Genomic DNA, 23,497 nt, shown 5'->3' on the forward strand with positions numbered 1-23,497 from the left:
ATGGGTGCCATGTACCAGCCCTTCCTGCATGACCTCGAGGTCGAACTGCACGCCCCGCTGCAGGCGTGGTCCGACGCCAGCGGCCAGACCGTTCCCGCGGACATCACCGTCGCTGGGCTCTACTGCGCCGACCAGCGGGTGGTCTCGTCGTTGGAGTTGTCGGTGACCGACCGGGTGGTCGAGTCGATGGGTGCCCACCGGTACGGCGGCGATGCGGTCGAGCACTACTACGGGGTGCGCACCACCGAGTTCGGGGTCGCCCCCGCGGTCACCGTGCAGCGCAGCCGTCGCGTCGACGGCGAGGCGATCCGTGAGAAGTTGCTGGTGACCAGCGCGGGCCTGGTCGACCTGCCGCTGGAGCTGGTCATGCGCCTGACCCGCGACGACACCGAGATGGAGCAGGTGAAGTCCGGTCGCGGGCACGAGGTGCGGCTGTCTGCCCCCGACGTCACCGACGACGGTGTCTCGTGGTCATGGCGCGACCAGAAGACCCGCGCCACGGTCAGCGCCCCGGGCGCCGAGGTGGTCGTCGACGGACTCGACATCGCCCTCCGTTGGCAGGTGGTGGTGCCCGCACGCGGCACCGTCGGGGTGGAGTGGTCGCTGGCGATGTCAGACACCGGCACCCCGTTCGGGGCGCACAGCCTGGGTCCGATCGTCCACGAACCGTCGGACGACCTGCCGGCGTCGGTGCAGCGGCTCGTCCGCCGGTCGGTGGCCGACCTGAACGGCCTGCGGATGGCCGACCTGGCCGACCCGGCGCAGAACTTCTTCGCTGCTGGGGCGCCGTGGTACTTCACCCTGTTCGGGCGCGACTCGATCATCTCGGCGACGCTGGCGCGGCCGTGGTCGTCCGAACCGGCCCTGGGCACCTTGCGTGCGCTCGCCGCCCGGCAGGGGGCGACGACCGATCCCGACACCGCCGAGGCGCCGGGCAAGATCCTTCATGAGGTGCGCCGTGCCCCGCTGACCCTGCACGACACCGCTGAGGACGCGGGCGAGCGGGCCGAGGTCACGCTGCCCCCGCTGTACTACGGGACGATCGACGCCACCTGCCTGTGGATGATGCTGCTCGCTGACCTGGTGCGTGACGGGCAGGCCGACCTGGCCGAGTTCCTGCCGGCGCTGCGCGGCACGCTCGGCTGGCTGCGCGACCACTCCGACCCCGATGGCGACGGCTTCGTGGAGTACCACGACGTCAACGCCAAGGGACTGGCCAACCAGGGCTGGAAGGACTCCGGGGACTCGATCCGCTGGGCCGACGGACGCCAGGCCGATGCCCCGATCGCGCTGGCCGAGGTTCAGGGTTACGCCCACGCCGCGGCAGTGGGTGCGGCGGAGTTGCTGCGCTCGATCGGTGAGGACGAGGAGGCCGCCGAGTGGGAGGCCTGGGCGGCTGCGCTCAAGGAGCGGTTCCGCGCCCAGTTCTGGGTCGAGGACGACCTCGGCCGCTACCCGGCGCTGGCCCTGGACGCAGCCAAGCAGCCGGTCGACGGGGTGGCGTCGAACATGGGACACCTGCTCGGCACCGGCATCCTCGACGACGACGAGCAGCGCATCGTGGTCGACCGGCTGATGCACCCAACGATGTTCTCCGGCTACGGCATTCGTACCCTGTCGACGACCAACGGCGGCTACTGGCCGATCGGCTACCACGTCGGCTCGGTGTGGACCCACGACACCGCGTGGATCGTCGCCGGCATGCTGCGCGAGGGGTTCACCGACCAGGCCCGCACGGTCGCTGAGGGACTGGTGCGGGCGGCCGAGGGCTACGACCACCGGCTGCCTGAGCTGTTCAGTGGGCAGCCGGCCGACGAGGTGTTCCCACCGCTGCCGTACCCAGCCTCGTGCAAGCCGCAGGCCTGGGCAGCGGCCAGTGCGGCCGTCGTGGAGCAGGCCCTGCGCTGAGACGCTCGCTCCTGGCCAACGGAGCTAGAACGTGAGCACCAGCTTGCCGGTGACCTCGCCGGACTCGAGTCGGGCGTGGGCCGAGGCGACGTCGTCGAAGGCGAACCGCTCGACCGGTGCGGGCACGATCGTCCCGGTTTCGTAGAGCGGCCACACCTCGGCGGCGACCATCCGGCAGATCTCGATCTTCTGCTCGACGGGGCGGAAGCGCAGGCTGGTGGCGGTCACCGTGCCCCGCTTGCCGAGCAGTTCGCCGATGTTGAGCTCACCCTTGGCACCACCCTGCATGCCGATGATCACGCAGCGCCCGTCACGGGCCAGGGCGGTCACGTTGAGCGGCAGGTACTTCGCGCCCATGATGTCGAGGATGACGTCGGCGCCGTGGCCGTCGGTGGCCTGCTTGAGTTCTGAGACCCAGTCGTCGTGGTAGTCGATCGCGATGTCGGCGCCCAGGCTGCGGCAGAACTCGAGCTTCTCGGCTGTCCCGGCTGTGGTGGCGACCCGGCATCCCTTGGCCTTGGCGTACTGGATCGCGAACGAGCCGATGCCCCCTGCCCCGCCGTGCACCAGGAAGGTCTCGCCCTCACGCAGGTGCACGTGCCGCATGTTCGACGCAACGGTGGTCGCGACCTCGACGACTGTGGCTGCGGTGACCAGGTCCATTCCCGCCGGTGGACGCATCGCCTGCCCGGCCGGGACGACGAACTGTTCGGCGTAGCCGCCGCCGGCGAGCAGGGCGACCAGTTCGTCGCCGACCGCCCATTCTGTGACGCCCTCGCCGAGCGCCGCGACCGTGCCGGCCGCCTCGAGCCCGATCACGTCGCTGATCCCCTTCGGGGGCGGGTAGAGCCCCTGACGCTGCAGCAGGTCGGCGCGGTTGATGCCGGCCGCCACGGTGGTGACCAGGATCTCGCCCGGTGCCGGCGTGGGTGCCTCGACCTCGGTGATCCGCAGCTGTTCCGGTCCGGGGCGACGCGGGCGCCCACGCTCATCGGTGCCTTCGACTGGTTCCACGGTGACTGCGCGCATGCCTTCAGCCTGCCAGAGTGATGGTTTCGTGCCACGCGATCGACGCAGAGGCCCTGATTCGAAGGGTTTGCGGCGATCGCGTGGCACGAAACCATCAGCGACGTGCGCCACCAGCCACGCATGGCGTCGGGGCTGCGAGCCCCCGGGCGGGTCTGGCAGTAGCATGGGGCTGGCCCGAGCCGGACCCTGCGTCAGGCCCCAGGGCGAGGTCGCATAGTGGACTAGTGCAGCCGCCTTGAAAGCGGCCGAGGGCAACCTCCGTGGGTTCGAATCCCACCCTCGCCGCCACAAGGAAGGAGACCGCGTGACCACCTATGTGCTGAAGCCACGACTACCCGTGCGGGCATTCCTGGTCTCAGCAGTGCTCACGATGGTCGGTGCCGGTCTGCTGGTGGCAGCGTTGTCGTCGCGCTGGCACATTGCTGCGGTGGTCGCCGCGGCTGTGGTGTTGGCCGCCGGAGTGGTGCTGCTGGCGATGGCGCTGATCTCGATGCGAACCCTGCGCATGAAGATCACCTTCGACGACGACGGCTACCGGATCAAGGGCCCGGGCTCCGACGTGACCGGGGCCTGGCGAGACGTGACCAAGGTGGTGCAGACCGACGAGGGCGCTCGCCTGGTCTTCCACCACGGTGAGGTGCGCCGCACCCACCTGTGGTGCCCGGGTGGGGCCGACGACCCTCAGATGCAGGCCCTGACAGCCGACCTGGGACGCCGGCTCGACCACAGCCGTGGGCTCACCAACCTGATCGTGCCCGGCTGAAGCGGTCCTATCGTCCCGGCGTCGGGCTGGGACTGACCGGGTTGTAGGCGCAGGCATCGGTCAGGCTCTCCGCCTCGACCGTGGGCGTGGCACCGGGCGTCGCGCTCTTCCCGGGAGCACTGCTGCGTGACGGAGGGGCACTGCTGGGACCAGCGCTCGTCCCGGGTGACGACGACGCCGAACTCGTCGGGGCCTTGGTCGCCGGTGCGCCGCCCGGGGCATCGCCCACGGTCTCGATCGCCCGCTTCACCCGCGCCCGCATCATCGCGAAGTCGGGGTTGTAGGTGACGAATCCGTCCTTGTCGTGGACGAACAGCACCCGGGTCTGCTTGCCGTTCTTGACCCGGCGAGCCAGTTCGACCATGGCCGGCAGCACTTCCTGGGGCATGTCGGTGCTGATCATCTGCTTCGACGCCCGGGCGATCGCCTCGTAGCGGGTGAGCATGGTGGCTGGGTCGGCCTGGTCGATGACGCCCTTGATCACGCAGGTCTGGCGGCTCATTCGCGAGAAGTCGCCGCCGTCCATGTACTTGCGCGCCCGGGCGTACCACATGGCGTAGTAGCCGTTGAGCAGTCGGTTGGGGCCCGGGTCGATCTTGCCGACGATGCGGTCGTAGCGGTCGGTGATCGGGATCTCCTGGTTGACGTTGATCCGCACCCCACCCATGGCGTCGATCAGTTGCACCAGTCCGTCGATGTTGAGCGCCATGAAGTAGTCGATCTTGAGCCCCAGCGTGCCCTCCATGCCCAGCTTGAGGGCGTCGGCGCCCTTGTAGTCGGTGTTGGCGAACAGGTCGGGATGGGAGGCCGGCACGTGGGCCCACACCGAGTTCGCGAAGTAAGCGGCATTGTCGCCGTCAACCCCGTCGTACCAACCCTGCGGGTACAGCCGGTTCAGTTCGGTGCCCTTGGGGAACTGCATCCGGGCCATGTTGCGCGGGATCTGGATGATCACGGTGTTGCCGGTCGCCGTGTCGATCGAGGCGACCATCATCGTGTCGGTCGAGATGTCGACCTCGTCGTAGTCACGAACTGCGGTGTTGTCGAGCCCGACCAACAGGATGTTGAGGCGAGGCTTGGCCGCCCAGACGTCCTCGGCCTTCTTGCCCTTGGTCTCGATCGTGGGGCGGGTCTGGGACTTCTTGTCGTCCTGTGAAGCGAAGATGTCCTTGACCAACCCGGCCTGCTGCGACGAGTAGTGCGACGCGACGGCCAGCGGGGCGGCGACGGCGAACGACAGCACGCCGACGGCCAGGGCTCCCACCGCACGCTGCGTGCGGTTTCGCCTGACTGGACGGGTCACCAGGTGTGTGCCGACGATCAGCGTCACCCAGATCAGGCCGAGCACGATCAGCGCCGTGCTGGCCCCCTGCAACACCGTGGGCTTGACTGCTGTCGTGCTGGCCTGGACGGGGTCACTGGCGACCCAGATGCCCAGACCGAGCAGGCTCGCGACGAAGGTGCCGGCGGCGACCCAGCCGACGATCCGGGCCGCGGACGACGAGCGCACCAGGCCGATCCCGGGGACCAGCGTGCTCGCGGCGGTCTTGATCAGCGATCGGGTGAACGGGTGGTTGCGATCGAACAGCGGCTCATCGTCCTCGACCTCAGCACGGGTGGGGGCGTTGGCCGAGCGGTCGCCGAGGAACATCCGGCGGATCGCGCTGGTCTCCATCTCATCGGGAGCTTCGGCTGCTGGTGTGGGCTTGGTCGGCGTCGATGCACCGCTCGCTGCAGTGCGGGTCGTCCGTTCGTCGTCGCCCAGCGCGAATCGTGGACGCACTGCCGTGGCGTCGGGGTCGTCGGCGGCAGCGTTGCCGTCTGCCAGGTATCGGGGCGCACGAGTACCCTCCGGGGGCTCCCGGAAGACGCTGTCGAGGTAGTCGTCCTCCCCGGGAGGTCCGGCGCGGCGCGGTGCGTCGTTCATCGAACTCCTGGTCTGCCGGCGCGCGAGTCGCGTGGGTCTGGGGGCGTCCCTGCCCTGCGCCGGTTCGTCCCCTGCGCCGGTTCGTCCCCTGCGCCGGTTCGTCCATAGTAGGCACGGCGAGGTGCTGGGTGTGAGTCGAGCATGAGGGTTGGCAGTGGGTGGTTGAGGGTTGGCCGAGGACGACGCTCGCCCAGATCGTCGGGTCGCCCCAGCTCATCGAGTCGTGGGACTTTGCCCCGCCCCATCGGCGGCACTAGTCTTGACCCTTGGTGGACCTCCGCCCGCGGGTCGGGTCGGAGGTCGATCACGGAGGTGTCGCCTAGTACGGTCTATGGCGCCCGCCTGCTAAGCGGGTTTCGGGCTAATACCCGATCGTGGGTTCAAATCCCACCACCTCCGCCCTGTGATGAACCCCCGTCCGACCTTGTCGGGCGGGGGTTCGTCGTTCGGTCGCGTCCCCTCAGCGCGGTGGCGGCGGGGCGGTCGAGACCCGGACCGTCAGTTCGGTGGGGATCAGCACCCGTCGGGGCGGGGGCTGCTGCGGCGACTGCATCCGGGCCAACAACATGGCCACCAGTTCGTCCCCGATCCGGTGGAAGTCCTGCTTGACCGTGGTCAGCGGGGGTGCGGAGTACTCGGTCAGGGCGATGCCGTCGAACCCGACGATCGAGATGTCGTCCGGCACGCGTCGTCCCAACTCGTGCAGTGCCCGCATCAGCCCGAAGGCCATCTCGTCGTTGGCGCAGAACACCGCTGTGATGTTTGGGTCACGGGCAATCTGCAGCCCGATCTCGTAGCCCGAGGCAGGAGTCCAGTCGCCCTGCCAGGCCTTGGGCGGACGAATCCCGGCCTGGACCAAGGTCTCCTGCCAGGCGATCACCCGCATGCTGGCCGGGTCGGAGTCCTCAGGGCCGGAGATGTGGTGCACGCTGTGGTGGCCGAGCCCGAGCAGGTGCTCCACCGCCCTGCGCGCACCCCCCATCTGGTCGGTGACCACGGCCGGCAGGTGCCCGACCAGGCGTGAGTCCGACACCGCCACCGGCAACCCGGCCGGCAGGGCGAGGTTCTCGGGGGCGGTCCGCTCGGCACGGATGATCGCCAGACCATCGATCGCCTGGTGCGACAGCCGCGAGACGGCGCTGGCCCAACTCTCGGTGTTCGAGGTGCGCACGTTGAGCAGGCTGACTGAGTAGCCGGCCCGTTCGGCGGCGTCGATCACCCCACCCATGGTCAGGGTCTCACCGGTGCGCTCGAAACGGTGCGCCAGCAGTCCGATGGCACCGAACGAGCCGCTGCGCAGGGCGCGTGCTGCCTTGTTGGGGGTGTAGCCGAGTTGCTCCATGGCGTGCTCGACGCGCGCGCGGGTGGCAGGACGCACCTGGCCGGCGCCGGTCGAGACCCGTGAGACGGTCTGCGCCGAGACCCCAGCCAGGCGCGCCACGTCCTGGATCGAGGGGCCGCCACGACGGCGTCTCGACAGGGGCGTGATCGACATGAGTTGGATGGTACTCAGCTGTGATGGTGACGTGAACATCTCAGCGAAATGAGCGCTCTCTGCATGGAGAAGGGTTACCGTCTGGGGAGCGATGCTGATCGTTACCCGACCGTTATCCGTGGTGCGGCGACGAGGCGGGCCAACACGCTATGTTGACGTGAACATCACCGTCGTTCGGTGTCGCTGGGCGACGGGACGCCTGACCGGCCACCGGCCGGCCGCGCGGGGCAACGAGGCCCCAAAGGGTTTCACCGTCCCCCTTCGGTGAAGAGAAAAAGGAACCTGCATGTACAACCTCAACAGGCGCCTGCTCCTGGGTCTGGGCCTCTCGGCAGCGGCCGTCGGCCTCGCGGGCTGTGGCGACGACGGCGGTGGCACCGACGAGCCCGTGGCCTCCGAAGACATTCCCAAGAGCGGCACGATCACCGTCTGGTGCTGGGACCCCGCCTTCAACCTCTACTCGATGAAAGAGGCCGAGAAGGTCTACCAGAAGACCAGCCCCGACGTGAAGCTCAACATCGTCGAGACCCCCTGGGACGACGTCCAGACCAAGCTGACCACGATCGCCCAGTCGAAGGCGTTCGACCAGCTGCCCGACATCTTCCTGTGCCAGAACAACGCCTTCCAGAAGAACGTCGAGAACTACCCCGACCTGTTCGCCGACTTCGGCAGCTCCGGCATCAAGTACGACGAGTTCCCCGAGGGCGTCGTCGGCTACTCGAAGTTCGACGACAAGAACTGGGGCTGCCCGTTCGACAACGGCACCGCGGTCAACGCCCTGCGCACCGACATCCTCGAGCAGGCCGGCTTCACGGTCGAGGACTTCACCGACATCACCTGGACCGACTTCATCGCCAAGGGCAAGGAGGTGCTCGGCAAGACGGGCAAGGGCCTGATGTCGGGTGAGGTCGGCTCGCCCGACATCCTGTCGATCATGCTGCAGAGCGCCGGCGGCAGCTTCTTCACCGAGGACGGCAAGGCCAACCTCAAGGACAACGAGAAGCTGATCAAGTCGCTCGAGGCCTACCGCGACATCGTGGCGGCCAAGATCTTCACCCAGGTGAACTCGTGGGACGAGTACATCGCCACCTTCATCAACTCCAAGGTCGGCGGCGTCATCAACGGCGTGTGGATCCTCGGTTCGGTGCAGACCGCCAAGGACCAGTCCGGCAAGTGGGCTGTCACCAACATCCCCAAGCTCGACGGCGTCGACGGTGCCACGAATTACTCCGCCAACGGTGGGTCGTCGTGGGCCATCACGCCCAAGGACAACAAGGTGCTGGCTGCCGACTTCCTGGCCAAGACCTTCGCCGGCTCCAAGGAGCTCTACGAGACGATCCTGCCCAAGGCCGGCGCGCTGGCCAACTGGATCCCCGCGGCCGACAGCGCGGTCTACAAGGAGCCGCAGGAGTACTTCGGTGGCGACGCCATCTACTCCAAGGTCGTCGACTACGCCCAGAAGGTGCCCGCCATGGCGCCCGGCGCGTACTACTACGAGGCCCGCGACGCCGTCGCGGCTGCCATCCCGAAGATCATCGCCGGTGGAGACATCAAGGCTGCTCTCGAGGAGGCCCACAAGACCCTCGAGTTCGCGATGAACTGATTGGTGACCGTGAGAGGGGGGTTGAACCGAGTTCGACCCCCCTCTCGTGTCAGGAAGGTGGTAACTCGTGTCAGTCACGACACAACCGACGGTCCCGCTGGCTCCTGACGGTGAGCCAGACCTGACCCCCGCCAAGCGACGGGGCGGCCGGATGACGATCAGCCGGCGGACCAATCTCGTGGGCTGGGGCTTCCTGCTCCCTGCTGCGGGGCTGGTCACCTTGATGAGCTTCTGGCCCATGTTCAGGGCCCTGATCCTGTCGTTCCAGTCCGGGCGCGGCACCCGGATGCGCTGGGCCGACCCGCTGTGGTTCAACTACACACGTCTACTCGAGGACAAGGTGTTCCAGCAGACGCTGGCCAACACCTTCATCTACCTGGCCATCCAGGTGCCGATCATGCTGATCCTGGCCCTGATCCTGGCCAACCTGCTCAACGACCGGAACCTGCGGTTCCGCGGCCTGTTCCGCACCGCGATCTTCCTGCCCTGCGCGGTCGGCCTGGTGTCGTACGCGCTGGTCTTCCGCACGATGTTCGCCAACGACGGCATGGTCAACGTCTTCCTCGGCAAGCTGGGCTTCGACCCGGTGCCGTGGCTGAACAACCCGACCACCGCCAAGTTGGTCATCGTGATGGGTCTGCTGTGGCGCTGGACCGGCTACAACATGATCTTCTACCTGGCCGGCCTGCAGAACATCGATCCGAACACCCTCGAGGCGGCCCGCATCGACGGCGCAGGCCCGATCCGCACCTTCCTCTACGTGACGGTTCCCCAGCTCAAGCCGATGATCCTGCTCACCGCGATCATGTCGACCAACGGCACGCTGCAGTTGTTCGACGAGTCGTGGAACCTGACCGCCGGTGGCCCGGGGTACGCATCGATGACGATGTCGCACTACCTGTACCAGGTGTCGTTCCAGGGCAGCCCGAACTTCGGTTACGCCTCAGCCATCTCGTACGTGATCCTGATCCTCGTGGCCATCCTGGCCCTCATCCAGATGAAGGTGGGTGACCGTCGTGACTAGGACGAGCCTGCGCCGGCTTCCCGGTTACATCTTCCTGACCATCGCCGCAATCGTCTCGGTGTTCCCGCTGTACTTCATGCTGGTCTCGGCGACCAACACCAGCCGTGAGGTGATCAGTTCGAAGCTGACGCCGGGGGGCAACCTGATCAACAACTACAACGCGTTGATGGCCTCGCAGCAGAGCCTGTGGGTGGCGTTTCGCCAGTCGACGATCATCGCCGTGGTGACCACGGTGCTGGCGCTGTTGATCTGCTCGATCGCCGGCTACGGCTTCGAGGTCTTCCACTCCAGGGGCAAGGACCGCCTGATGGCCGTCCTGCTGCTGGCCATCATGATTCCCTTCGCCGCCACCATGATCCCGCTGTTCCAGATGTTCGCCGGGCTCAACATGGTCAACTCGGTGATGGCCGTGGTGCTGCCGGCAGTGGCCACCCCGTTCCTGATCCTGTTGTTCCGACAGTCAGCCAGGAACTTCCCCCACGAGATCATCGAGGCAGCGCGCATCGACGGGCTCAGTGAGATCGCGATCTTCTTCAAGATCTTCATCCCCACGATGCGCTCGGCCTACGCCGCGGCGGCGGTCATCACCTTCATGGCGGCGTGGAACAACTTCCTGTGGCCCAAGGTGATCCTGATCAACTCGCAGTTCCAGACCATCCCGATGATGATCTCGAACCTGACCGCCGGCTACGTCACCGACTTCGGTGTGCTGATGCTCGCGGTGACGATCGCCACGTTGCCGACGATCTTCGTCTTCCTCGCGCTGCAGCGCGTGTTCGCAGAAGGAATCACAGGAGCCATCAAGTGACATTCGACCTGTCGCGTCTGTCCAACCCGCTCGACTTCGCCGAGAACCGGCGTCCCGCCCACTCCGACCACCGCTGGTTCACCAGCGAGGACGAGGCGGCCACCGGCCAGAGCAGCTTCGAGCAGTGCCTCAATGGGGTGTGGAAGTTCCACTACGCCAAGAACCCGTCCAGCGCGCCCGAGGGGTTCGAGGCGCCGGGCTTCGACACCTCCGGGTGGGACGACATCCCGGTGCCGGCCCACATCCAGTTGCAGGGCTACGACCGTCCCCAGTACGTCAACACCCAGTACCCCTGGGACGGTCACGAGACCCTGGAGCCCGGGCAGGCACCGACCCGGTTCAACCCGACCGCCAGCTACGTCACCACGTTCACCCTCGACCAGCCACTGGCCGAGGGTGAGCGGCTGGCGATCTCGTTCCAGGGTGCCGAGAGCGCACTGGCACTGTGGGTGAACGGCACCTGGATCGGCTACAGCTGTGACTCGTTCACCCCGAGCGAGTTCGACATCACCGATGCCCTGGTCGAGGGCGAGAACACCGTGGCCGCGCGCGTCTTCAAGTGGAGTGCGGCCTCGTGGCTCGAAGACCAGGACTTCTACCGGTTCTCGGGGCTGTTCCGCGACGTCATGCTGTACCGGCGTCCGGCCACCCACCTCGAGGACATGCGAGTCACCACCACCATCGATCGCGACGACTTCTCGTCCGCGTTGGTGGCGGTGCAGACCAAGCTCGAGGGTGCCGGCAGCGTCCGTGCACGGCTCGAGGGTGTGGGTGACCTGACCGACGCCGGCGAGGGGCGACTGCAGGTGCGGGTGGATGACCCGCACCTGTGGAGCGCAGAGGACCCCCACCTGTACCGGATGGTGCTCGAGGTGCTCGACGAGTCGGGTGCCGTGAGCGAGGTCGTCGTCCAGCGAGTCGGCATCCGCCGGTTCGGCATCGAGGACGGCTTGATGAAGATCAACGGCAAGCGGATCGTGTTCGTCGGCGTGAACCGCCACGAGTTCGGTCTGCAGGGCCGGGTGATGTCGCGTGAGCAGACGGTCGCTGACATGGTGCTGCTCAAGGCCAACAACGTGAACGCGATTCGCACCAGCCACTACCCGAACAACACGTTCTTCTACGAGCTGGCCGACGAGTTCGGCTTCTACGTGATCGACGAGATGAACCTCGAGACCCACGGCCTGTGGGACGAGATCGAGTTCGGCAAGCGCGAGATCGCTGACGCGGTGCCCGGTGACAACCCGGACTGGTACCCGGCCCTGGAGGACCGGGCGACGAGCTTCCTCGAGCGTGACAAGAACCACCCGTCGATCGTGATCTGGTCGCTGGGCAACGAGTCGTACGGTGGCACCAACCTGCTCAACCTGTCCGACTTCTTCCGCGAGTTCGACCCGACCCGTCCGGTGCACTACGAGGGCGTCAACTACGACCGACGCCACCAGCGCACCACCGACATGGTCAGCCAGATGTACACCCCGGCTGACAAGGTCGCCGAACAACTCAAGGAGAACCGCGACAAGCCGTTCATCCTGTGCGAGTACGCCCACGTGATGGGCAACTCGTTCGGCGCGGTCGACAAGTACATTGAGTTGGCCTACAGCGACGAGCTCTACCAGGGCGGCTTCATCTGGGACTTCTCCGATCAGGCGATCGCCCTGGTCGACCGCCACGGCCAGGCTTACTTCGGCTACGGCGGCGACTGCGGTGAGGCCCCGCACGACTCCGACTTCTGTGGCAACGGCATCCTGTTCGCCGACCACACCCCGAAGCCGGTCGTGCAGGAGATGAAGTACCTCTACCAGGGCTTCAAGATGTCGGTGGAGGCGGGTGAGTTCACCCTCACCAACCGCCTGCTGTTCACCTCGTCGTCGGCCTACGAGTGCGTGGTCACCCTGGCCCGCGAGGGACGACGACTGGCCTCGGCGGTGGTCGAGACCGACGTCGCCCCGGGCGAGACCGGCAGCTACCTGGTGCCGCTCGACAAGCCGGTCGTGCCCGGTGAGTACACCGTCGAGGTGTCGTTCCGACTGCGCGAGGGGACGAGTTGGGCTCCGGCCGGCCACGAGGTGGCCTACGAGCAGGGCGTGTTCACCGTCGAGGGCGAGGCTCGTCCGAAGGCGGCACCCAAGCCCGAACTGGTCGAGGGCATCCACAACATCGGGGTGAGGGGACGCCACTTCGAGGCGCTGTTCTCACGCATCCACGGCGGCCTGATGTCGTACCGCTACGGCGCGACGCCCGATGGTGGGCGCGAGATGCTGCGCTCGATCCCTCGTCCGAACTTCTGGCACGCCCCCACCTCGAACGAGAACGGGTGGCGGATGCAGGAGCGCGACGGGCAGTGGCTGCTGGCCAGCCAGTACGCCAACCTGCGCCGTCAGGACGGGGTGGCCAACCCCCGCGTGGCCGAGGTCGACGACTGCATCGAGGTGAGCTACGACTACGTGCTCGCCAGCAACCCGGCGACCGAGTGCGACGTGGTCTACCGGGTTGACGGCGAAGGTCGCATCGAGGTCTCGATGACGGTGCGTCCCGGCGAGGGCATGCCGGACGCTCCCGAGTTCGCGTTGCTGATGACCACCCAGCCGGAGTTCAACCAGATGACCTGGTACGGCGAGGGGCCGCTGGAGTGCTACGTCGACCGTCGCGGAGGTGCCCGTCTCGACGTGCACTCACTCGACGTGCGCGAGAACCTGACGCCCTACCTGCGTCCCCAGGAGGCAGGCAGCCGCACGGGAGTGCGGTGGGCGACGGTGACCGACACCCAGGGACGAGGCCTGCGCTTCGAGGCCGACGAGCCGATGGAGTTCTCGGCGCTACCGTGGACTCCGGTCGAGATCGAGAGCGCCGACCACCACGTCGACCTGCCCCCGATCCAGCGGACGGTGCTGCGCCCAGCGTTGATGCGCCGCGGTGTCGGTGGCGACCAGTCGTGGGGTGCGATGACCCATCCGGAGTACTGCCTGCCGACCGGCGAACTGAGCTTCATGTTCGCCTTCCAGGGCGTGCTCTGACCTGAACACACGAACGAGGGGTGGTGCTGATCGCACCACCCCTCGTCCGTGTGGAGTGACCCTCAGTGCTTGTGGGTGCGGGTCGGGTCGTGGGTGACGTCCCAGGCGATCCGGTCGAGTTCCCACCACAGCGGCTGGGGCACCTTCTCGCCCAGCGTGGTGAGCCACTGCCGCATCCGCGGAAGTTCGTCGTACCACTCGTTGACCGCGTAGCAGGTGACTGCCTCGACCTCGTCCAGGGTCATGTCGAGACCGGAGGTGTCGACCTCTTCGGGGGCGGGCACCAGGCCGACGGGGGTGTTGATGCCCTCGACCTTGGCCTCCACCCGGTCGATCATCCACTTGAGCACGCGCGAGTTCTCACCGAAGCCTGGCCAGATGAAGTTGCCGTCCTCGTCCTTGCGGAACCAGTTGGTGTAGAAGATCTTCGGCAGCTTCTCCTCGTCGGTGCGATGCGGCATCGACAGCCAGTGGTTGAGGTAGTCACCGACGTGGTAGCCGATGAACGGCAGCATCGCCATCGGGTCGCGCCGAACGACGCCGACCGCGCCGGTGGCCGCGGCCGTGGTCTCGGACGAGCAGGTGGCACCCATGAAGACACCGTGGGTCCAGCCGCGTGACTGGGTGACCAGCGGGATGGTGTTCTCGCGGCGGCCGCCGAAGATGATGATGTCGATCGGCACGCCCTGGGGGTTCTCGAAGTCGGACGACAGGATCGGGCACTGGCTGACCGGGGTGCAGAACCGGCTGTTGGGGTGGGCGGCCTTTTCGTCGCGGCGGCCTCCCTTGGGTCCCTTGCCCGGCTTCCAGGAGCGTCCCTTCCAGTCGATCAGATGGGCCGGCGGTTCCTTGCTCAGGCCCTCCCACCAGACCCCGCCCTCGTCGGTGTAGCCGACGTTGGTGTAGATCGTGTTGCCCGGCTCGAGCGTGCGCATGGCGTTGGGGTTGGTGGCATACGACGTGCCCGGGGCCACACCGAAGAAGCCGTTCTCGGGGTTGATCGCGTACAGGCGACCGTCGTCCCCGATCCGGATCCAGGCGATGTCGTCGCCGAGGGTCTCGACCTGCCAGCCCGGGATGGTGGGCTCGAGCATGGTGAGGTTGGTCTTGCCACAGGCCGACGGGAAGGCCGCGCACAGGTGGTAGGTCTTGCCCTCGGGCGAGGTCAGCTTGAGGATCAGCATGTGCTCGGCGAGCCAGCCCTCGTCCCTGCCCATCACCGAGGCGATGCGCAGTGAGTAGCACTTCTTACCCAGCAGCGAGTTGCCGCCGTAGCCCGAGCCGTAGCTCCAGATCGAGCGCTCCTCGGGGAAGTGGACGATGTACTTGGTGTCGTTGCACGGCCATGGCACGTCCTCGTGCCCCGGTGTCAGCGGCATGCCGACTGAGTGCAGCGCGGGGACGAAGTCGAGCTTCCCGTCGACCATGCGAGCCATCGGCTCGGCGCCCATCCGGGTCATGATCCTCATGGAGATGACCACGTAGGCCGAGTCGGTGATCTCGACGCCGAAGCGCGCGGCGGGGGAGTCGATCGGTCCCATGCAGAACGGGATGACGTACATGGTGCGACCCTGCATCGACCCGTCGAACAGGCCGGTGAGGATGGCCTTCATCTGGTGGGGATCCATCCAGTGGTTGGTGGGACCGGCGTCGGACTCCTTGGCCGAGCAGATGAAGGTCTGGTCCTCGACCCGCGCGACGTCGTCGGGATCGGTGCGAGCCAGGATCGAGTGCGGCGCCAGGTCGTCGTTGAGCTTGGTCACGGTGCCTGAGGCGACCAGCAGTTCGACCAGCTCGTCGTACTCGGCCTGCGAGCCGTCGCAGTAGCGGATGGCGTCGGGTCTGGTCAGCGCTGCGGTGCGCGTGACGAAGTCGACGATGCCCTGGTGGTCGGGAACCTGTCCGACCACGCAGATGTCGGGGGTGGGCGTGGGTTCGGGTCGTGGCTGGCTCAGCTCGGCAGCGTTCGGTGCGTCAGTCATGGTCGCTCCTCGGACGGCGTCGTCCTGGTGGTGCCTCCCCGGCCCGGGGGGGTGGGGAAGCTGCGCCGGCCAGGCGCCGTGGCCTCGCCGGCCCAGCGCTTCGAGCCTAGCGGGGGCATCGTTGGCGAGGGAATGGGGGGTGAGGCATCTCACGTCATGGGCGAGGTGGCCGCGGTGGTGCTGGGTTCGCCGGTTGGACCGTGGCAGGGGAGTCCGGTAGAGTTGCTGAGCGCCCGCAAGGGCATGCGCTCGTGGCTCAACGGATAGAGCATCTGACTACGGATCAGAAGGTTGGGGGTTCGAATCCCTCCGAGCGCGCCACTGTTGGACGAGATGCAGCCCCTTGTCAGGTCGGGAAACCCGGACTGGAGATGGGTTGCTCACGGCTCGGGCAGGCGATGCCCAACGGATCACTCCACGGCCAGCAGCGCCGACAGCGCCGCCACGGCGTCCGGCTTGATCCAGTAGTAGACGAAGGTGCCGCGCCGCTCGCTGTCGACCAGGCCCGCCTCGCGCAGGGTCTTGAGGTGGTGAGAGATCGTGGCGGACGACAGGTCGAAGGCCGGCGAGATCTCGCACACGCACAGCTCGGGCCTGGACGCGATCATCGAGGCCATCTGCAGTCGGACCGGGTCCCCCAAAGCCTTGAACATCGGCGCCAGCCGCTGCGCGTCCTCGGCGGTCACCGGGGTCGTCGCGAGTCCACAGCAGGTCAGTGCCGCGCTGCCGGGCGTCGACGCCAGAGTTGTCATGCCTCCTATCTTGACAGATGTCGAATCAAGGGTGGAGAGTGGTGCTGATTCGAGGAGCGTCGAGACAAGGGGATTCGATGACCACGCCACAGACCGACGACCAGGTGCGTTCAGCCGTCCAGGAGCGGTATGCCAGTGCGGCCCGGCTCGCCCTGGTCGACGAGTCCGCCAGCTGCTGCGGAGGCTCCTCCTGCTGCGAAGAAGCCAGCAAGGTCCAGGCCATCGACCCGATCACCTCAGGCAACTACGACGAGGACGACACCCCGTTCACGGCCGCGCTCGCTGCCTCGCTCGGCTGTGGCAACCCGACGGCCCTGGCAGAACTGTGTCCCGGTGAGGACGTGCTCGACCTGGGCTCCGGTGGGGGACTTGACGTCCTGCTGTCGGCTCGAAGGATCGCCCCCAGTGGTGTCGCGTACGGACTGGACATGACCCCAGAGATGCTCGAACTCGCCGAGCGCCACCGGGTTGAGGCCGGCATCGAGAACGCCCGGTTCATGCTGGGCTCGATCGAACAGGTGCCGCTGCCCGACCAGAGCGTCGACGTCGTCATCTCCAACTGCGTGATCAACCTCAGCCCCGACAAGGACGCGGTGCTCCGCGAGGCGCATCGTGTGCTTCGTCCACACGGACGATTCGCCGTCTCCGACATCGTGCTGCTGCGCGAGATCCCTGCTGAGCTGCGCAGCGTCATGGCGCTGTGGACCGGCTGCATCTCCGGGTCGCTGCTTGACTCCGACTACGTCGCGAAGCTGGAGGGTGCCGGCTTCGTCGACGCCTCGGTCGAGGTCACCAAGCTCTACGACAGTGAAGCTCTGACCGAGATGGCTGACCAACTCGACCCGAGCCACCTGCCCGATGGCTTCTCCCTGGCTGACGCGGTGCAGACCCTCGACGGGGCCTTCGCCAGCGCCTTCATCCGCGCCACCAAGCCGGGAACTGACGCATGACCGCCACCACAGAGGCACCCGTCACAGCCCCGGTGGCCGCTCGGCTGTCGACCCTCGACCGCTGGCTGCCGGCCTGGATCCTGCTCGCGATGATCGCGGGCCTGCTGCTCGGCCGCCTGGTGCCCGGGCTGGGCTCAGCGCTGTCCGCGGTGCAGGTCGACGGCATCTCTCTGCCGATCGCCATCGGATTGCTGGTGATGATGTACCCGGTGCTGGCCAAGGTGCGCTACGACCGGCTCGACACCGTGACCGCCGACAAGCGGCTGCTGGTCTCGAGCCTGGTGCTCAACTGGCTGGTCGGGCCTGCCCTGATGTTCGCCCTGGCCTGGCTGATGCTGCCCGACCTGCCCGAGTACCGCACCGGGCTGATCATCGTCGGACTGGCGCGCTGCATCGCCATGGTGATCATCTGGAACGACCTCGCCTGTGGTGACCGTGAGGCGGCCGCGGTGCTGGTGGCCCTCAACTCGGTCTTCCAGGTGGTCGCCTTCGCCGCCCTCGGCTGGTTCTACCTGTCGGTGCTGCCCGGTTGGCTGGGCCTGCCACAGTCCGACCTCGACGTGTCGGCCTGGCAGATCGCCAAGAGCGTCCTGATCTTCCTGGGCATCCCACTGCTGGCCGGCTACCTGTCCCGCAAGCTGGGCGAGAAGCGCTGGGGACGAGCCGCCTACGAGTCGTCCTTCCTGCCCAAGGTCGGCCCATGGGCCCTCTACGGCCTGCTGTTCACCATCGTCGTGCTGTTCGCGCTGCAGGGGGACGAGATCACCAGTCGTCCCTGGGACGTCGCCCGCATCGCGCTGCCGCTCCTGGCCTACTTCGCCCTGATGTGGGGCGGTGGCTATTTGCTCGGCAAGGTGCTCGGCATGACCTACGAGCGGACGACCACGCTCGCCTTCACCGCCGCCGGCAACAACTTCGAGCTCGCGATCGCCGTGGCCATCGCCACCTTCGGTCTCACCTCGGGGCATGCCCTGGCCGCTGTCGTCGGGCCGCTGATCGAAGTACCGGTGCTGGTGGCGCTGGTCTACGTGTCGCTCTGGTTGACGAAGCGGTTCCCGCACGAGGCCCCGCTGTCGAAGGGCCAAGCCACCTCTTCCGCACCACTGAACTCTTGACGAGAGCGAGACCGACCATGACCGACTCCACCACCCGGCCGTCCGTCCTCTACGTCTGCGTGCACAACGCGGGGCGTTCCCAGATGGCCGCCGCCTACACCCACCACCTCTCCGGCGGTGCTGTTGAGGTTCGCTCGGCCGGCTCGGCACCCGCCGACTCCATCAACCCCGCGGTGCGAGCGGCGATGCTCGAGGAGGGCATCGACATCTCGCACGAGAAGCCCAAGATCCTCACCGTCGAGGCCGTCCAGGCCTCCGACGTCGTGATCACGATGGGTTGCGGTGACACGTGTCCCTTCTATCCCGGCAAGCGCTACGAGGACTGGGTGCTGGCTGATCCGGCCGGGCAAGGTGTCGATGCGGTTCGTCCGATTCGTGACGAGATCAAGGGCCGCGTGCAGTCGCTGCTGATCGAACTCGGCGTGCAGCCTCGCCAGCTCAGTTGATCTGGCGAGGCTGGCGCTGACAACGCCTCAGACCTTGGCGTACTTGGCGCGGGCGAACGCGTAGAGGCCATAGGCCGCCAGCCCGAGGCCGACCACGATCAGCAGGATCTGGCCGCCGGGCGCCGACAGCAGCGCCTTGAGCGCACCGTCCAGGCCGCGCGCCTTCTCGGGGTCGTGGTCGAGCGCTGCCGCGATGAACAGGCCACCGACCACCATCAGGGCCACGCCCTTGGCGATGTAGCCGAACATGGCCAGCTTCTCGATGCCCTCACCCGGGTTCTCGCGCAGGTCCTCGCGGAACTTGCGCTTCCAGCCCTTGTAGATGTGGTAGCCGCCGATGCCGAGCACACCGAGCCCGACCACGACCACCAGCACCACGCCGCCGGGGGCCTCCATCAGCTTCTGGGTGAAGTCCTTGGTCTGGTCTCCGCTGGACGAGCCACTGGCCCGTACGAACCCCAGCGCCGACCAGCCCACGGCCAGGTAGGCGATGAACTTTCCGCCAGCCTTCAGTCGGTCGGTGAGCTCCGGCCCACGGATGGCCTCGGTCAGCTGCCAGATCGCCAGCAAAGCGAAACCGACCACCGCCACGATCAGCAACACCTTGCCGAGTGTGTTGTCGGCCAGCATGCCGAAGGCACCGGACTGGTCGGCCGACTCCGACGAGCTGCCTAGGGCCAGCTGGATCGCGAGCCACCCGAGCAGCAGGTGGACGATGCCATTGGCGGCATAACCCAGCCGTGCCCCCCACTCGACGACCGGGTGGTCGCCGGCCTTGCTCACGGTCTGCTCGGCCTGCTGCTTCGCCTGTTGCGCGTCGGTCATGGGCACAGTGTGTCGTCCCCGGAACCCCCGCAGGGGTGAAGTCGGCGTGGAGTACCCGAAGGTAGGTGTGAACAGGCCCTACCCTGTGCGGATGGACGCCGATCAAGCCCCGGAACCGCACGTCGCGCAGCGCGCCGCTGACGAGGTGCGGGTCTGGAACCCGTGGTCGTTCGCCATCGGCCTGATCATGCTGGTCGGCGGGGTGCTCCTGGCCCGCGAGGCCGGGAGACTCGACCCCCACAGCACCGGCGAGTACGCGCTGGGCCAGTGGATGTTCGAGCATCGCAGCAGGCCCGTCGACCTGTTCGTCCGGGTGCTGGAGTTCATCGGTGGGCCCAAGTTCGTCCCGTACGCCCTGGTGGTGCTCGGACTGGTGCTGATCCTGATGAAGCGGCGGATCATGGGCCTGCTGGCCTGGCTGATGCCTGCCCTGGGGTGGCTGCCGGGCCACTTCGTCAAGAAGTCGTTCCCGCGGGAACGTCCGCCGCAGGCCCTCGAGCCGGTCGTGGTCTACCACGACACGATGAGCTTCCCCAGCGGTCACACTGGCTTCGCCACCTCGATCACGATCTTCGCCCTGTTCGCCCTGACCATGTGGGGGCTGCGCAAGTGGTGGATGGTCGCGGTCGGTGTGCTGGTGATCCTCACCATGGCGTGGTCACGGGTCTACGCCGCCGCCCACTTCTACTTCGACGTCATCGGTGGCGCCGCCCTGGCCGGTGGGACGAGCCTGATGCTCTGGCCGCTGGCCGCCTGGGCATGGACGACGGCCGAACGTCGCGGAGGCTTCTGGGCCGAGCCGAACAAGGAACTGCCGGCCAAGCGCACCGAGTTGGACGCCGGGCGCGACGAGGCATCCGGCGATGCTCGTCGGGGTGCCGATGGCGATGAGGTGGACGCGCCGGACCGTACGCTGAGGGCGTGAATCCCCAGTTTCCCCTGCTGCGCCGGAGTCCCATGGATCTCGGCGACGTCTTCGCCGGCACCTTCGAGGTCTTCAAGAAGAAGTGGGCCTCGTTCCTGTGGATCCAGATCGCGATGAGCCTGATCATGTTTGCGCTGCTCGCGGCGGCGTCGCTGGTCGTCGTTGCGTTGCTGGGCGGCCTGAGTGCCATGGACGGGAACTGGCGGCCCTCGACAGGCGGCATCGTCGCGGCGGTTCTGGTCGGGGTGATGGCCTACCTGCTGATCCTGGGGCTGTCGGTGAAGAGCCAGGTGCTGATGATCGCCGCGGGGCGGGAGGCTGCCGCGGGCGGCGGTCCGACGCTGGGCAGCGTCTGGCGTGACACCCGCGGAACAGTGCGCAGACTGGCTGCGGGCGCGATCGTGGTGATCGCCGGACTGCTCGTGGCCTACCTGCTGGTCATCGGCCTGTTCGCCCTGGTCATCTACAGCTTGCGCGACCAAGGCGGCGCTGTCGGTCTGCTGGGCCTGCTGTTCCTGCTCGTGCCCGCCTTCTACGTCGGCATCATCTACCTCAGCATCAAGTTGATCTACACGATCTATGCGGTCGCTCTCGAGGGTCTGAGCCTGTTCGAGGGTTTCCGGCGGTCGTGGCGTCTCACCCAGGAGAACTTCTGGCGCACCTTCGGCTACCTGTTCGTGGCCGGCTTGGTGCTGCAGGTGCCCAGCTACTTCATCTCAGGAGTGCTATCCCCAGCAGTGGATTCGCAACGCGAGTCGGGGATCTCGGTCGTGGTCCTGATCCTCTGGAGCCTGCTCATGGCGGCCTACGTGTGGTTCGCCACCATCTTCCAGAGCCTGTTCACCACCACGATGTACATCGACGCCGTCCAGCGCCGTGGCGAGTGGGTGGCCATGCCCGAGGAACTGGTGCGCAGCCTCGGTCTGGACTGGCAGCAGCAGGCCCTCAACCAGTCGATGGCGTGGCCGCAGCAACCGACGGTCGGCGGCTCGGCCTGGGGTCAGAACGATCCCTGGAACCCGTCGGGATCGGCGTGGGGGCAACCGCCGATGTCGTCGTCCAGCGACCCGCAGGCGCCCTACCCGTGGGCCCAGCAGCCCCAGCAGAACCCGACCCATGGCCAGGGCTCCTATCCGCCGTACTCGTCTGGCCCCTACTCGTCCACGCAGTACCCGTCTGACCAGTACCCGTCTGACCAGTACTCGTCGACCCCGTACCCGTCGACCCCGTACCCGTCCCAGACGCCGAGCGCGCCGAGTCAGTATCCTTCGAGCCAGTACCCGCCGGCCTCGACCCCGCCCACGCTCCCTGCGTCCGAATGGGGTCAGCCCCAACCCCCGGCGAGCCAGGACCCCTGGGCACCACCCTCGGCCTCGGACGATCCGTGGCGTCGCCCCACCACCCCCGACGAGCCCGGGAGTTCGGGCTGGGACAGGAACCGCTGACCATGACTACGATCTGGGCCCACCGAGGCGCCAGTGCCGACGCCCCCGAGAACACGCTGTCGGCCTTCGAGTTGGCCGTCGAGCAGGGCGCCGACGGCGTCGAACTCGACGTGCAGCTCACCAGCGACGGTGAGGTGGTGGTCTGCCACGACGAGACCATCGACCGCACCAGCGACGGCTCCGGCGCGATCGCCACGATGACCTTGGACGAGTTGCGTCGTCACGACTTCTCCAACGGCATGGCTGGGTACGCCGGCACGACGATTCCCACCCTGCGTGAGGTCTACGAACTGCTCGCCCCGACCGGCATGGTCATCAACGTCGAACTGAAGAACACCATCGAGGCCTACCCCGGGCTCGAGGAGGCCGTCGAGGCGCTCACCGCCACCATGAACCTGACCGGCCGGGTGGTCTACTCGTCCTTCAACCACCTCAGCCTGCGCTCGATCGCGGGGGCGGGAACCCAGGTGCGGCTGGCTGCCCTGCACCAGGACATGCTGTGCGAGCCGTGGCGCTACGCCGCCGACGTGGGGCTCCAGGCGCTGCATCCCTACTGGGGCATGGTCATCCGGATGCCGGAGTACGTCGAGCAGGCGCACGCGCTGGGTCTGGCAGTCAACGTCTGGACCGTGGACGAGCCCGAGCACCTGCGGGCGGTGGCCGCTGCCGGCGTCGACGCGATCATCACCAATGTGCCCGCCCGGGCGCGTGAGGTGCTGGCCGGCTGAGCGGTTCTGCGCGGCTGAGCGGTTCTGCGCGGGTGGGCTGTTCTGCGCGGGTGGGCGCAACCCTCGCCGGCTGGTGTGTCAGTCGTCCTCTTCGCCGATGGCGCGGCGCACGACTCCCACTCCGCCCCAGACGGCCATGCCCTTGACCCGCACCCGCGGACCCTTGGGATTGGTCGGCTGGGTCTTGGAACGGCCCCGCGGATCCCATCCGAAGCCGCCCATGAAGCCGAAGCCCTCGACCACCACATCGGTGTCGGGACCGACGATGATCTCGACACCCCCCATGAAGGCCCACGCATTGACGATGACCTCGTTGCTGGTGTGCACGGCCTGCCGCAGGTCGAGGCTGACCCCGCCCATGACGGCGACGCTGGTGTGACGAGGCCCGACGACCCATCGTCCGACCCGATCCTGGCCGCTGAACACCCCCACCGAGAGGCCGTTGGGCGTGGCCGACGGGTCGTAGCGCATGCCGACCTCGGTGGAACCGGCCGGCGCAGCCGGGACGACCGGTCGTTCCTCAGCCGGACGGACCAACTGGGCCGACGGGGCCGCACCGCCCAGGTCGGCGAGCACCCCACCCAACTCGTCGAGGTAGCGGGCGCCCATCACGGTGGCGCTGCGCTCCTCGAACTCGTCGTGGTCGAGCTTGCCCTCGGCATAGGCCTGCGCGAGGGCCTCGGTGACCCGCGAACGGTCGTCGTGCCCGGCCCGGATGCGGGGTGAATCGGTCATGAGCCCCAGCCTAGGACGTC

General features: G+C 67.5%; 19 protein-coding genes and 3 tRNA genes. 15 read left to right on the plus strand and 7 right to left on the minus strand.

The window, feature by feature from the left end:
- The first annotated feature begins 9 nt into the window (after positions 1-9).
- Positions 10-1,908: a glycogen debranching N-terminal domain-containing protein gene (locus tag IE660_RS08400; RefSeq protein WP_203567917.1), complete on the plus strand. Its 1,899-nt coding sequence runs from the start codon at positions 10-12 to the stop codon at positions 1,906-1,908.
- Between the two features lie 24 nt (positions 1,909-1,932).
- Here the strand turns inward: IE660_RS08400 and IE660_RS08405 are convergent, their stop codons facing one another.
- Positions 1,933-2,937 carry an NAD(P)H-quinone oxidoreductase gene (locus IE660_RS08405; protein ID WP_203567918.1) on the minus strand — a complete coding sequence of 335 codons (1,005 nt, stop codon included), beginning with the start codon at positions 2,935-2,937 and terminating at the stop codon, positions 1,933-1,935.
- A 202-nt stretch (positions 2,938-3,139) separates the two neighbouring features.
- On the opposite strand from IE660_RS08405, the gene IE660_RS08410 reads away from it, so the two are divergent.
- Both IE660_RS08410 and IE660_RS08415 read left to right on the plus strand, forming a co-directional pair.
- Positions 3,140-3,225: transfer RNA gene (locus tag IE660_RS08410), tRNA-Ser, on the plus strand.
- 16 nt (positions 3,226-3,241) lie between these two features.
- Positions 3,242-3,700: a hypothetical protein gene (locus IE660_RS08415; protein WP_203567919.1), complete on the plus strand. Its 459-nt coding sequence runs from the start codon at positions 3,242-3,244 to the stop codon at positions 3,698-3,700.
- Between the two features lie 7 nt (positions 3,701-3,707).
- Here IE660_RS08415 and IE660_RS08420 read toward each other — a convergent pair whose 3' ends face one another.
- Entirely contained in the window at positions 3,708-5,627 is a 1,920-nt protein-coding gene (locus IE660_RS08420) for an LCP family protein (RefSeq protein ID WP_203567920.1), read from the minus strand.
- A gap of 308 nt (positions 5,628-5,935) precedes the next feature.
- Between IE660_RS08420 and IE660_RS08425 the strand changes: the two genes are divergently transcribed.
- A tRNA-Ser gene (locus IE660_RS08425) sits at positions 5,936-6,026 on the plus strand.
- A 61-nt stretch (positions 6,027-6,087) separates the two neighbouring features.
- Here the strand turns inward: IE660_RS08425 and IE660_RS08430 are convergent.
- Complete coding sequence (locus IE660_RS08430; RefSeq protein ID WP_207731028.1) at positions 6,088-7,122, minus strand: LacI family DNA-binding transcriptional regulator; 1,035 nt, start codon at positions 7,120-7,122, stop codon at positions 6,088-6,090.
- Positions 7,123-7,408: 286 nt separating this feature from the next.
- Between IE660_RS08430 and IE660_RS08435 the strand changes: the two genes are divergently transcribed.
- From IE660_RS08435 to IE660_RS08450, 4 genes are all read left to right on the plus strand, one after another.
- Positions 7,409-8,725: an extracellular solute-binding protein gene (locus IE660_RS08435; protein WP_203567921.1), complete on the plus strand. Its 1,317-nt coding sequence runs from the start codon at positions 7,409-7,411 to the stop codon at positions 8,723-8,725.
- A 67-nt stretch (positions 8,726-8,792) separates the two neighbouring features.
- Complete coding sequence (locus IE660_RS08440; protein ID WP_203567922.1) at positions 8,793-9,749, plus strand: carbohydrate ABC transporter permease; 957 nt, start codon at positions 8,793-8,795, stop codon at positions 9,747-9,749.
- Positions 9,733-10,557 (plus strand): carbohydrate ABC transporter permease, encoded by an 825-nt coding sequence (locus tag IE660_RS15845; protein WP_203567923.1) that lies wholly within the window; start codon positions 9,733-9,735, stop codon positions 10,555-10,557. Before IE660_RS08440 ends, IE660_RS15845 begins: the two co-directional genes overlap by 17 nt.
- Entirely contained in the window at positions 10,554-13,574 is a 3,021-nt protein-coding gene (locus IE660_RS08450) for a glycoside hydrolase family 2 TIM barrel-domain containing protein (RefSeq protein ID WP_203567924.1), read from the plus strand. The genes IE660_RS15845 and IE660_RS08450 overlap by 4 nt, the downstream gene beginning before the upstream one ends.
- Positions 13,575-13,636: 62 nt before the next feature.
- Here IE660_RS08450 and IE660_RS08455 read toward each other — a convergent pair whose 3' ends face one another.
- A complete protein-coding gene (locus IE660_RS08455; RefSeq protein ID WP_203567925.1) occupies positions 13,637-15,556 on the minus strand; it encodes a phosphoenolpyruvate carboxykinase (GTP) in 1,920 nt (639 codons plus the stop codon).
- Between the two features lie 245 nt (positions 15,557-15,801).
- Here IE660_RS08455 and IE660_RS08460 point away from each other — a divergent pair.
- A tRNA-Arg gene (locus IE660_RS08460) sits at positions 15,802-15,877 on the plus strand.
- A gap of 89 nt (positions 15,878-15,966) precedes the next feature.
- On the opposite strand, the gene IE660_RS08465 is transcribed toward IE660_RS08460, so the two are convergent.
- Positions 15,967-16,308, minus strand: coding sequence for an ArsR/SmtB family transcription factor (locus IE660_RS08465; RefSeq protein ID WP_203567926.1), 342 nt, complete (start codon positions 16,306-16,308; stop codon positions 15,967-15,969).
- Positions 16,309-16,385: 77 nt separating this feature from the next.
- On the opposite strand from IE660_RS08465, the gene arsM reads away from it, so the two are divergent.
- Genes arsM through IE660_RS08480 form a run of 3 tightly spaced genes read left to right on the plus strand, consistent with a single transcriptional unit; the run spans position 16,386 to position 18,819 of the window.
- Positions 16,386-17,258 carry an arsenite methyltransferase gene (gene arsM / locus IE660_RS08470; RefSeq protein WP_203567927.1) on the plus strand — a complete coding sequence of 291 codons (873 nt, stop codon included), beginning with the start codon at positions 16,386-16,388 and terminating at the stop codon, positions 17,256-17,258.
- Positions 17,255-18,373: an ACR3 family arsenite efflux transporter gene (gene arsB / locus IE660_RS08475; RefSeq protein WP_203567928.1), complete on the plus strand. Its 1,119-nt coding sequence runs from the start codon at positions 17,255-17,257 to the stop codon at positions 18,371-18,373. The genes arsM and arsB overlap by 4 nt, the downstream gene beginning before the upstream one ends.
- Positions 18,374-18,390: 17 nt before the next feature.
- Entirely contained in the window at positions 18,391-18,819 is a 429-nt protein-coding gene (locus IE660_RS08480) for an arsenate reductase ArsC (RefSeq protein ID WP_203567929.1), read from the plus strand.
- 27 nt (positions 18,820-18,846) lie between these two features.
- Here the strand turns inward: IE660_RS08480 and IE660_RS08485 are convergent, their stop codons facing one another.
- On the minus strand, positions 18,847-19,644 hold the full coding sequence (locus IE660_RS08485) for a DUF1206 domain-containing protein (RefSeq protein WP_203567930.1): 798 nt from the start codon (positions 19,642-19,644) through the stop codon (positions 18,847-18,849).
- A gap of 91 nt (positions 19,645-19,735) precedes the next feature.
- On the opposite strand from IE660_RS08485, the gene IE660_RS08490 reads away from it, so the two are divergent.
- Genes IE660_RS08490 through IE660_RS08500 form a run of 3 tightly spaced genes read left to right on the plus strand, consistent with a single transcriptional unit; the run spans position 19,736 to position 22,742 of the window.
- Positions 19,736-20,569: a phosphatase PAP2 family protein gene (locus IE660_RS08490; RefSeq protein WP_203567931.1), complete on the plus strand. Its 834-nt coding sequence runs from the start codon at positions 19,736-19,738 to the stop codon at positions 20,567-20,569.
- Positions 20,566-22,014, plus strand: coding sequence for a glycerophosphoryl diester phosphodiesterase membrane domain-containing protein (locus IE660_RS08495; RefSeq protein WP_203567932.1), 1,449 nt, complete (start codon positions 20,566-20,568; stop codon positions 22,012-22,014). The genes IE660_RS08490 and IE660_RS08495 overlap by 4 nt, the downstream gene beginning before the upstream one ends.
- 2 nt (positions 22,015-22,016) lie before the next feature.
- Entirely contained in the window at positions 22,017-22,742 is a 726-nt protein-coding gene (locus IE660_RS08500; RefSeq protein ID WP_203567933.1) for a glycerophosphodiester phosphodiesterase, read from the plus strand.
- 78 nt (positions 22,743-22,820) lie between these two features.
- Here IE660_RS08500 and IE660_RS08505 read toward each other — a convergent pair whose 3' ends face one another.
- On the minus strand, positions 22,821-23,477 hold the full coding sequence (locus IE660_RS08505; protein WP_203567934.1) for a DUF1707 SHOCT-like domain-containing protein: 657 nt from the start codon (positions 23,475-23,477) through the stop codon (positions 22,821-22,823).
- Positions 23,478-23,497: the final 20 nt, after the last annotated feature.

Source organism: Aestuariimicrobium ganziense, from assembly GCF_015352975.1.
Classification (GTDB): Bacteria; Actinomycetota; Actinomycetes; order Propionibacteriales; family Propionibacteriaceae; genus Aestuariimicrobium; species Aestuariimicrobium ganziense.

What these genes read in the sequence shown, in the direction of transcription:
- IE660_RS08455 (WP_203567925.1), bottom strand. Translation starts at nt 15,556, where the DNA reads ATGACTGACGCACCGAACGCTGCCGAGCTGAGCCAGCCACGACCCGAA.
- IE660_RS08400 (WP_203567917.1), top strand. Translation starts at nt 10, where the DNA reads ATGTACCAGCCCTTCCTGCATGACCTCGAGGTCGAACTGCACGCCCCG.
- IE660_RS08490 (WP_203567931.1), top strand. Translation starts at nt 19,736, where the DNA reads ATGGACGCCGATCAAGCCCCGGAACCGCACGTCGCGCAGCGCGCCGCT.
- IE660_RS08485 (WP_203567930.1), bottom strand. Translation starts at nt 19,644, where the DNA reads ATGACCGACGCGCAACAGGCGAAGCAGCAGGCCGAGCAGACCGTGAGC.
- IE660_RS08435 (WP_203567921.1), top strand. Translation starts at nt 7,409, where the DNA reads ATGTACAACCTCAACAGGCGCCTGCTCCTGGGTCTGGGCCTCTCGGCA.
- IE660_RS08480 (WP_203567929.1), top strand. Translation starts at nt 18,391, where the DNA reads ATGACCGACTCCACCACCCGGCCGTCCGTCCTCTACGTCTGCGTGCAC.
- IE660_RS08505 (WP_203567934.1), bottom strand. Translation starts at nt 23,477, where the DNA reads ATGACCGATTCACCCCGCATCCGGGCCGGGCACGACGACCGTTCGCGG.
- arsM (WP_203567927.1), top strand. Translation starts at nt 16,386, where the DNA reads ATGACCACGCCACAGACCGACGACCAGGTGCGTTCAGCCGTCCAGGAG.
- arsB (WP_203567928.1), top strand. Translation starts at nt 17,255, where the DNA reads ATGACCGCCACCACAGAGGCACCCGTCACAGCCCCGGTGGCCGCTCGG.
- IE660_RS08430 (WP_207731028.1), bottom strand. Translation starts at nt 7,122, where the DNA reads ATGTCGATCACGCCCCTGTCGAGACGCCGTCGTGGCGGCCCCTCGATC.
- IE660_RS08405 (WP_203567918.1), bottom strand. Translation starts at nt 2,937, where the DNA reads ATGCGCGCAGTCACCGTGGAACCAGTCGAAGGCACCGATGAGCGTGGG.
- IE660_RS08420 (WP_203567920.1), bottom strand. Translation starts at nt 5,627, where the DNA reads ATGAACGACGCACCGCGCCGCGCCGGACCTCCCGGGGAGGACGACTAC.
- IE660_RS08465 (WP_203567926.1), bottom strand. Translation starts at nt 16,308, where the DNA reads ATGACAACTCTGGCGTCGACGCCCGGCAGCGCGGCACTGACCTGCTGT.
- IE660_RS08500 (WP_203567933.1), top strand. Translation starts at nt 22,017, where the DNA reads ATGACTACGATCTGGGCCCACCGAGGCGCCAGTGCCGACGCCCCCGAG.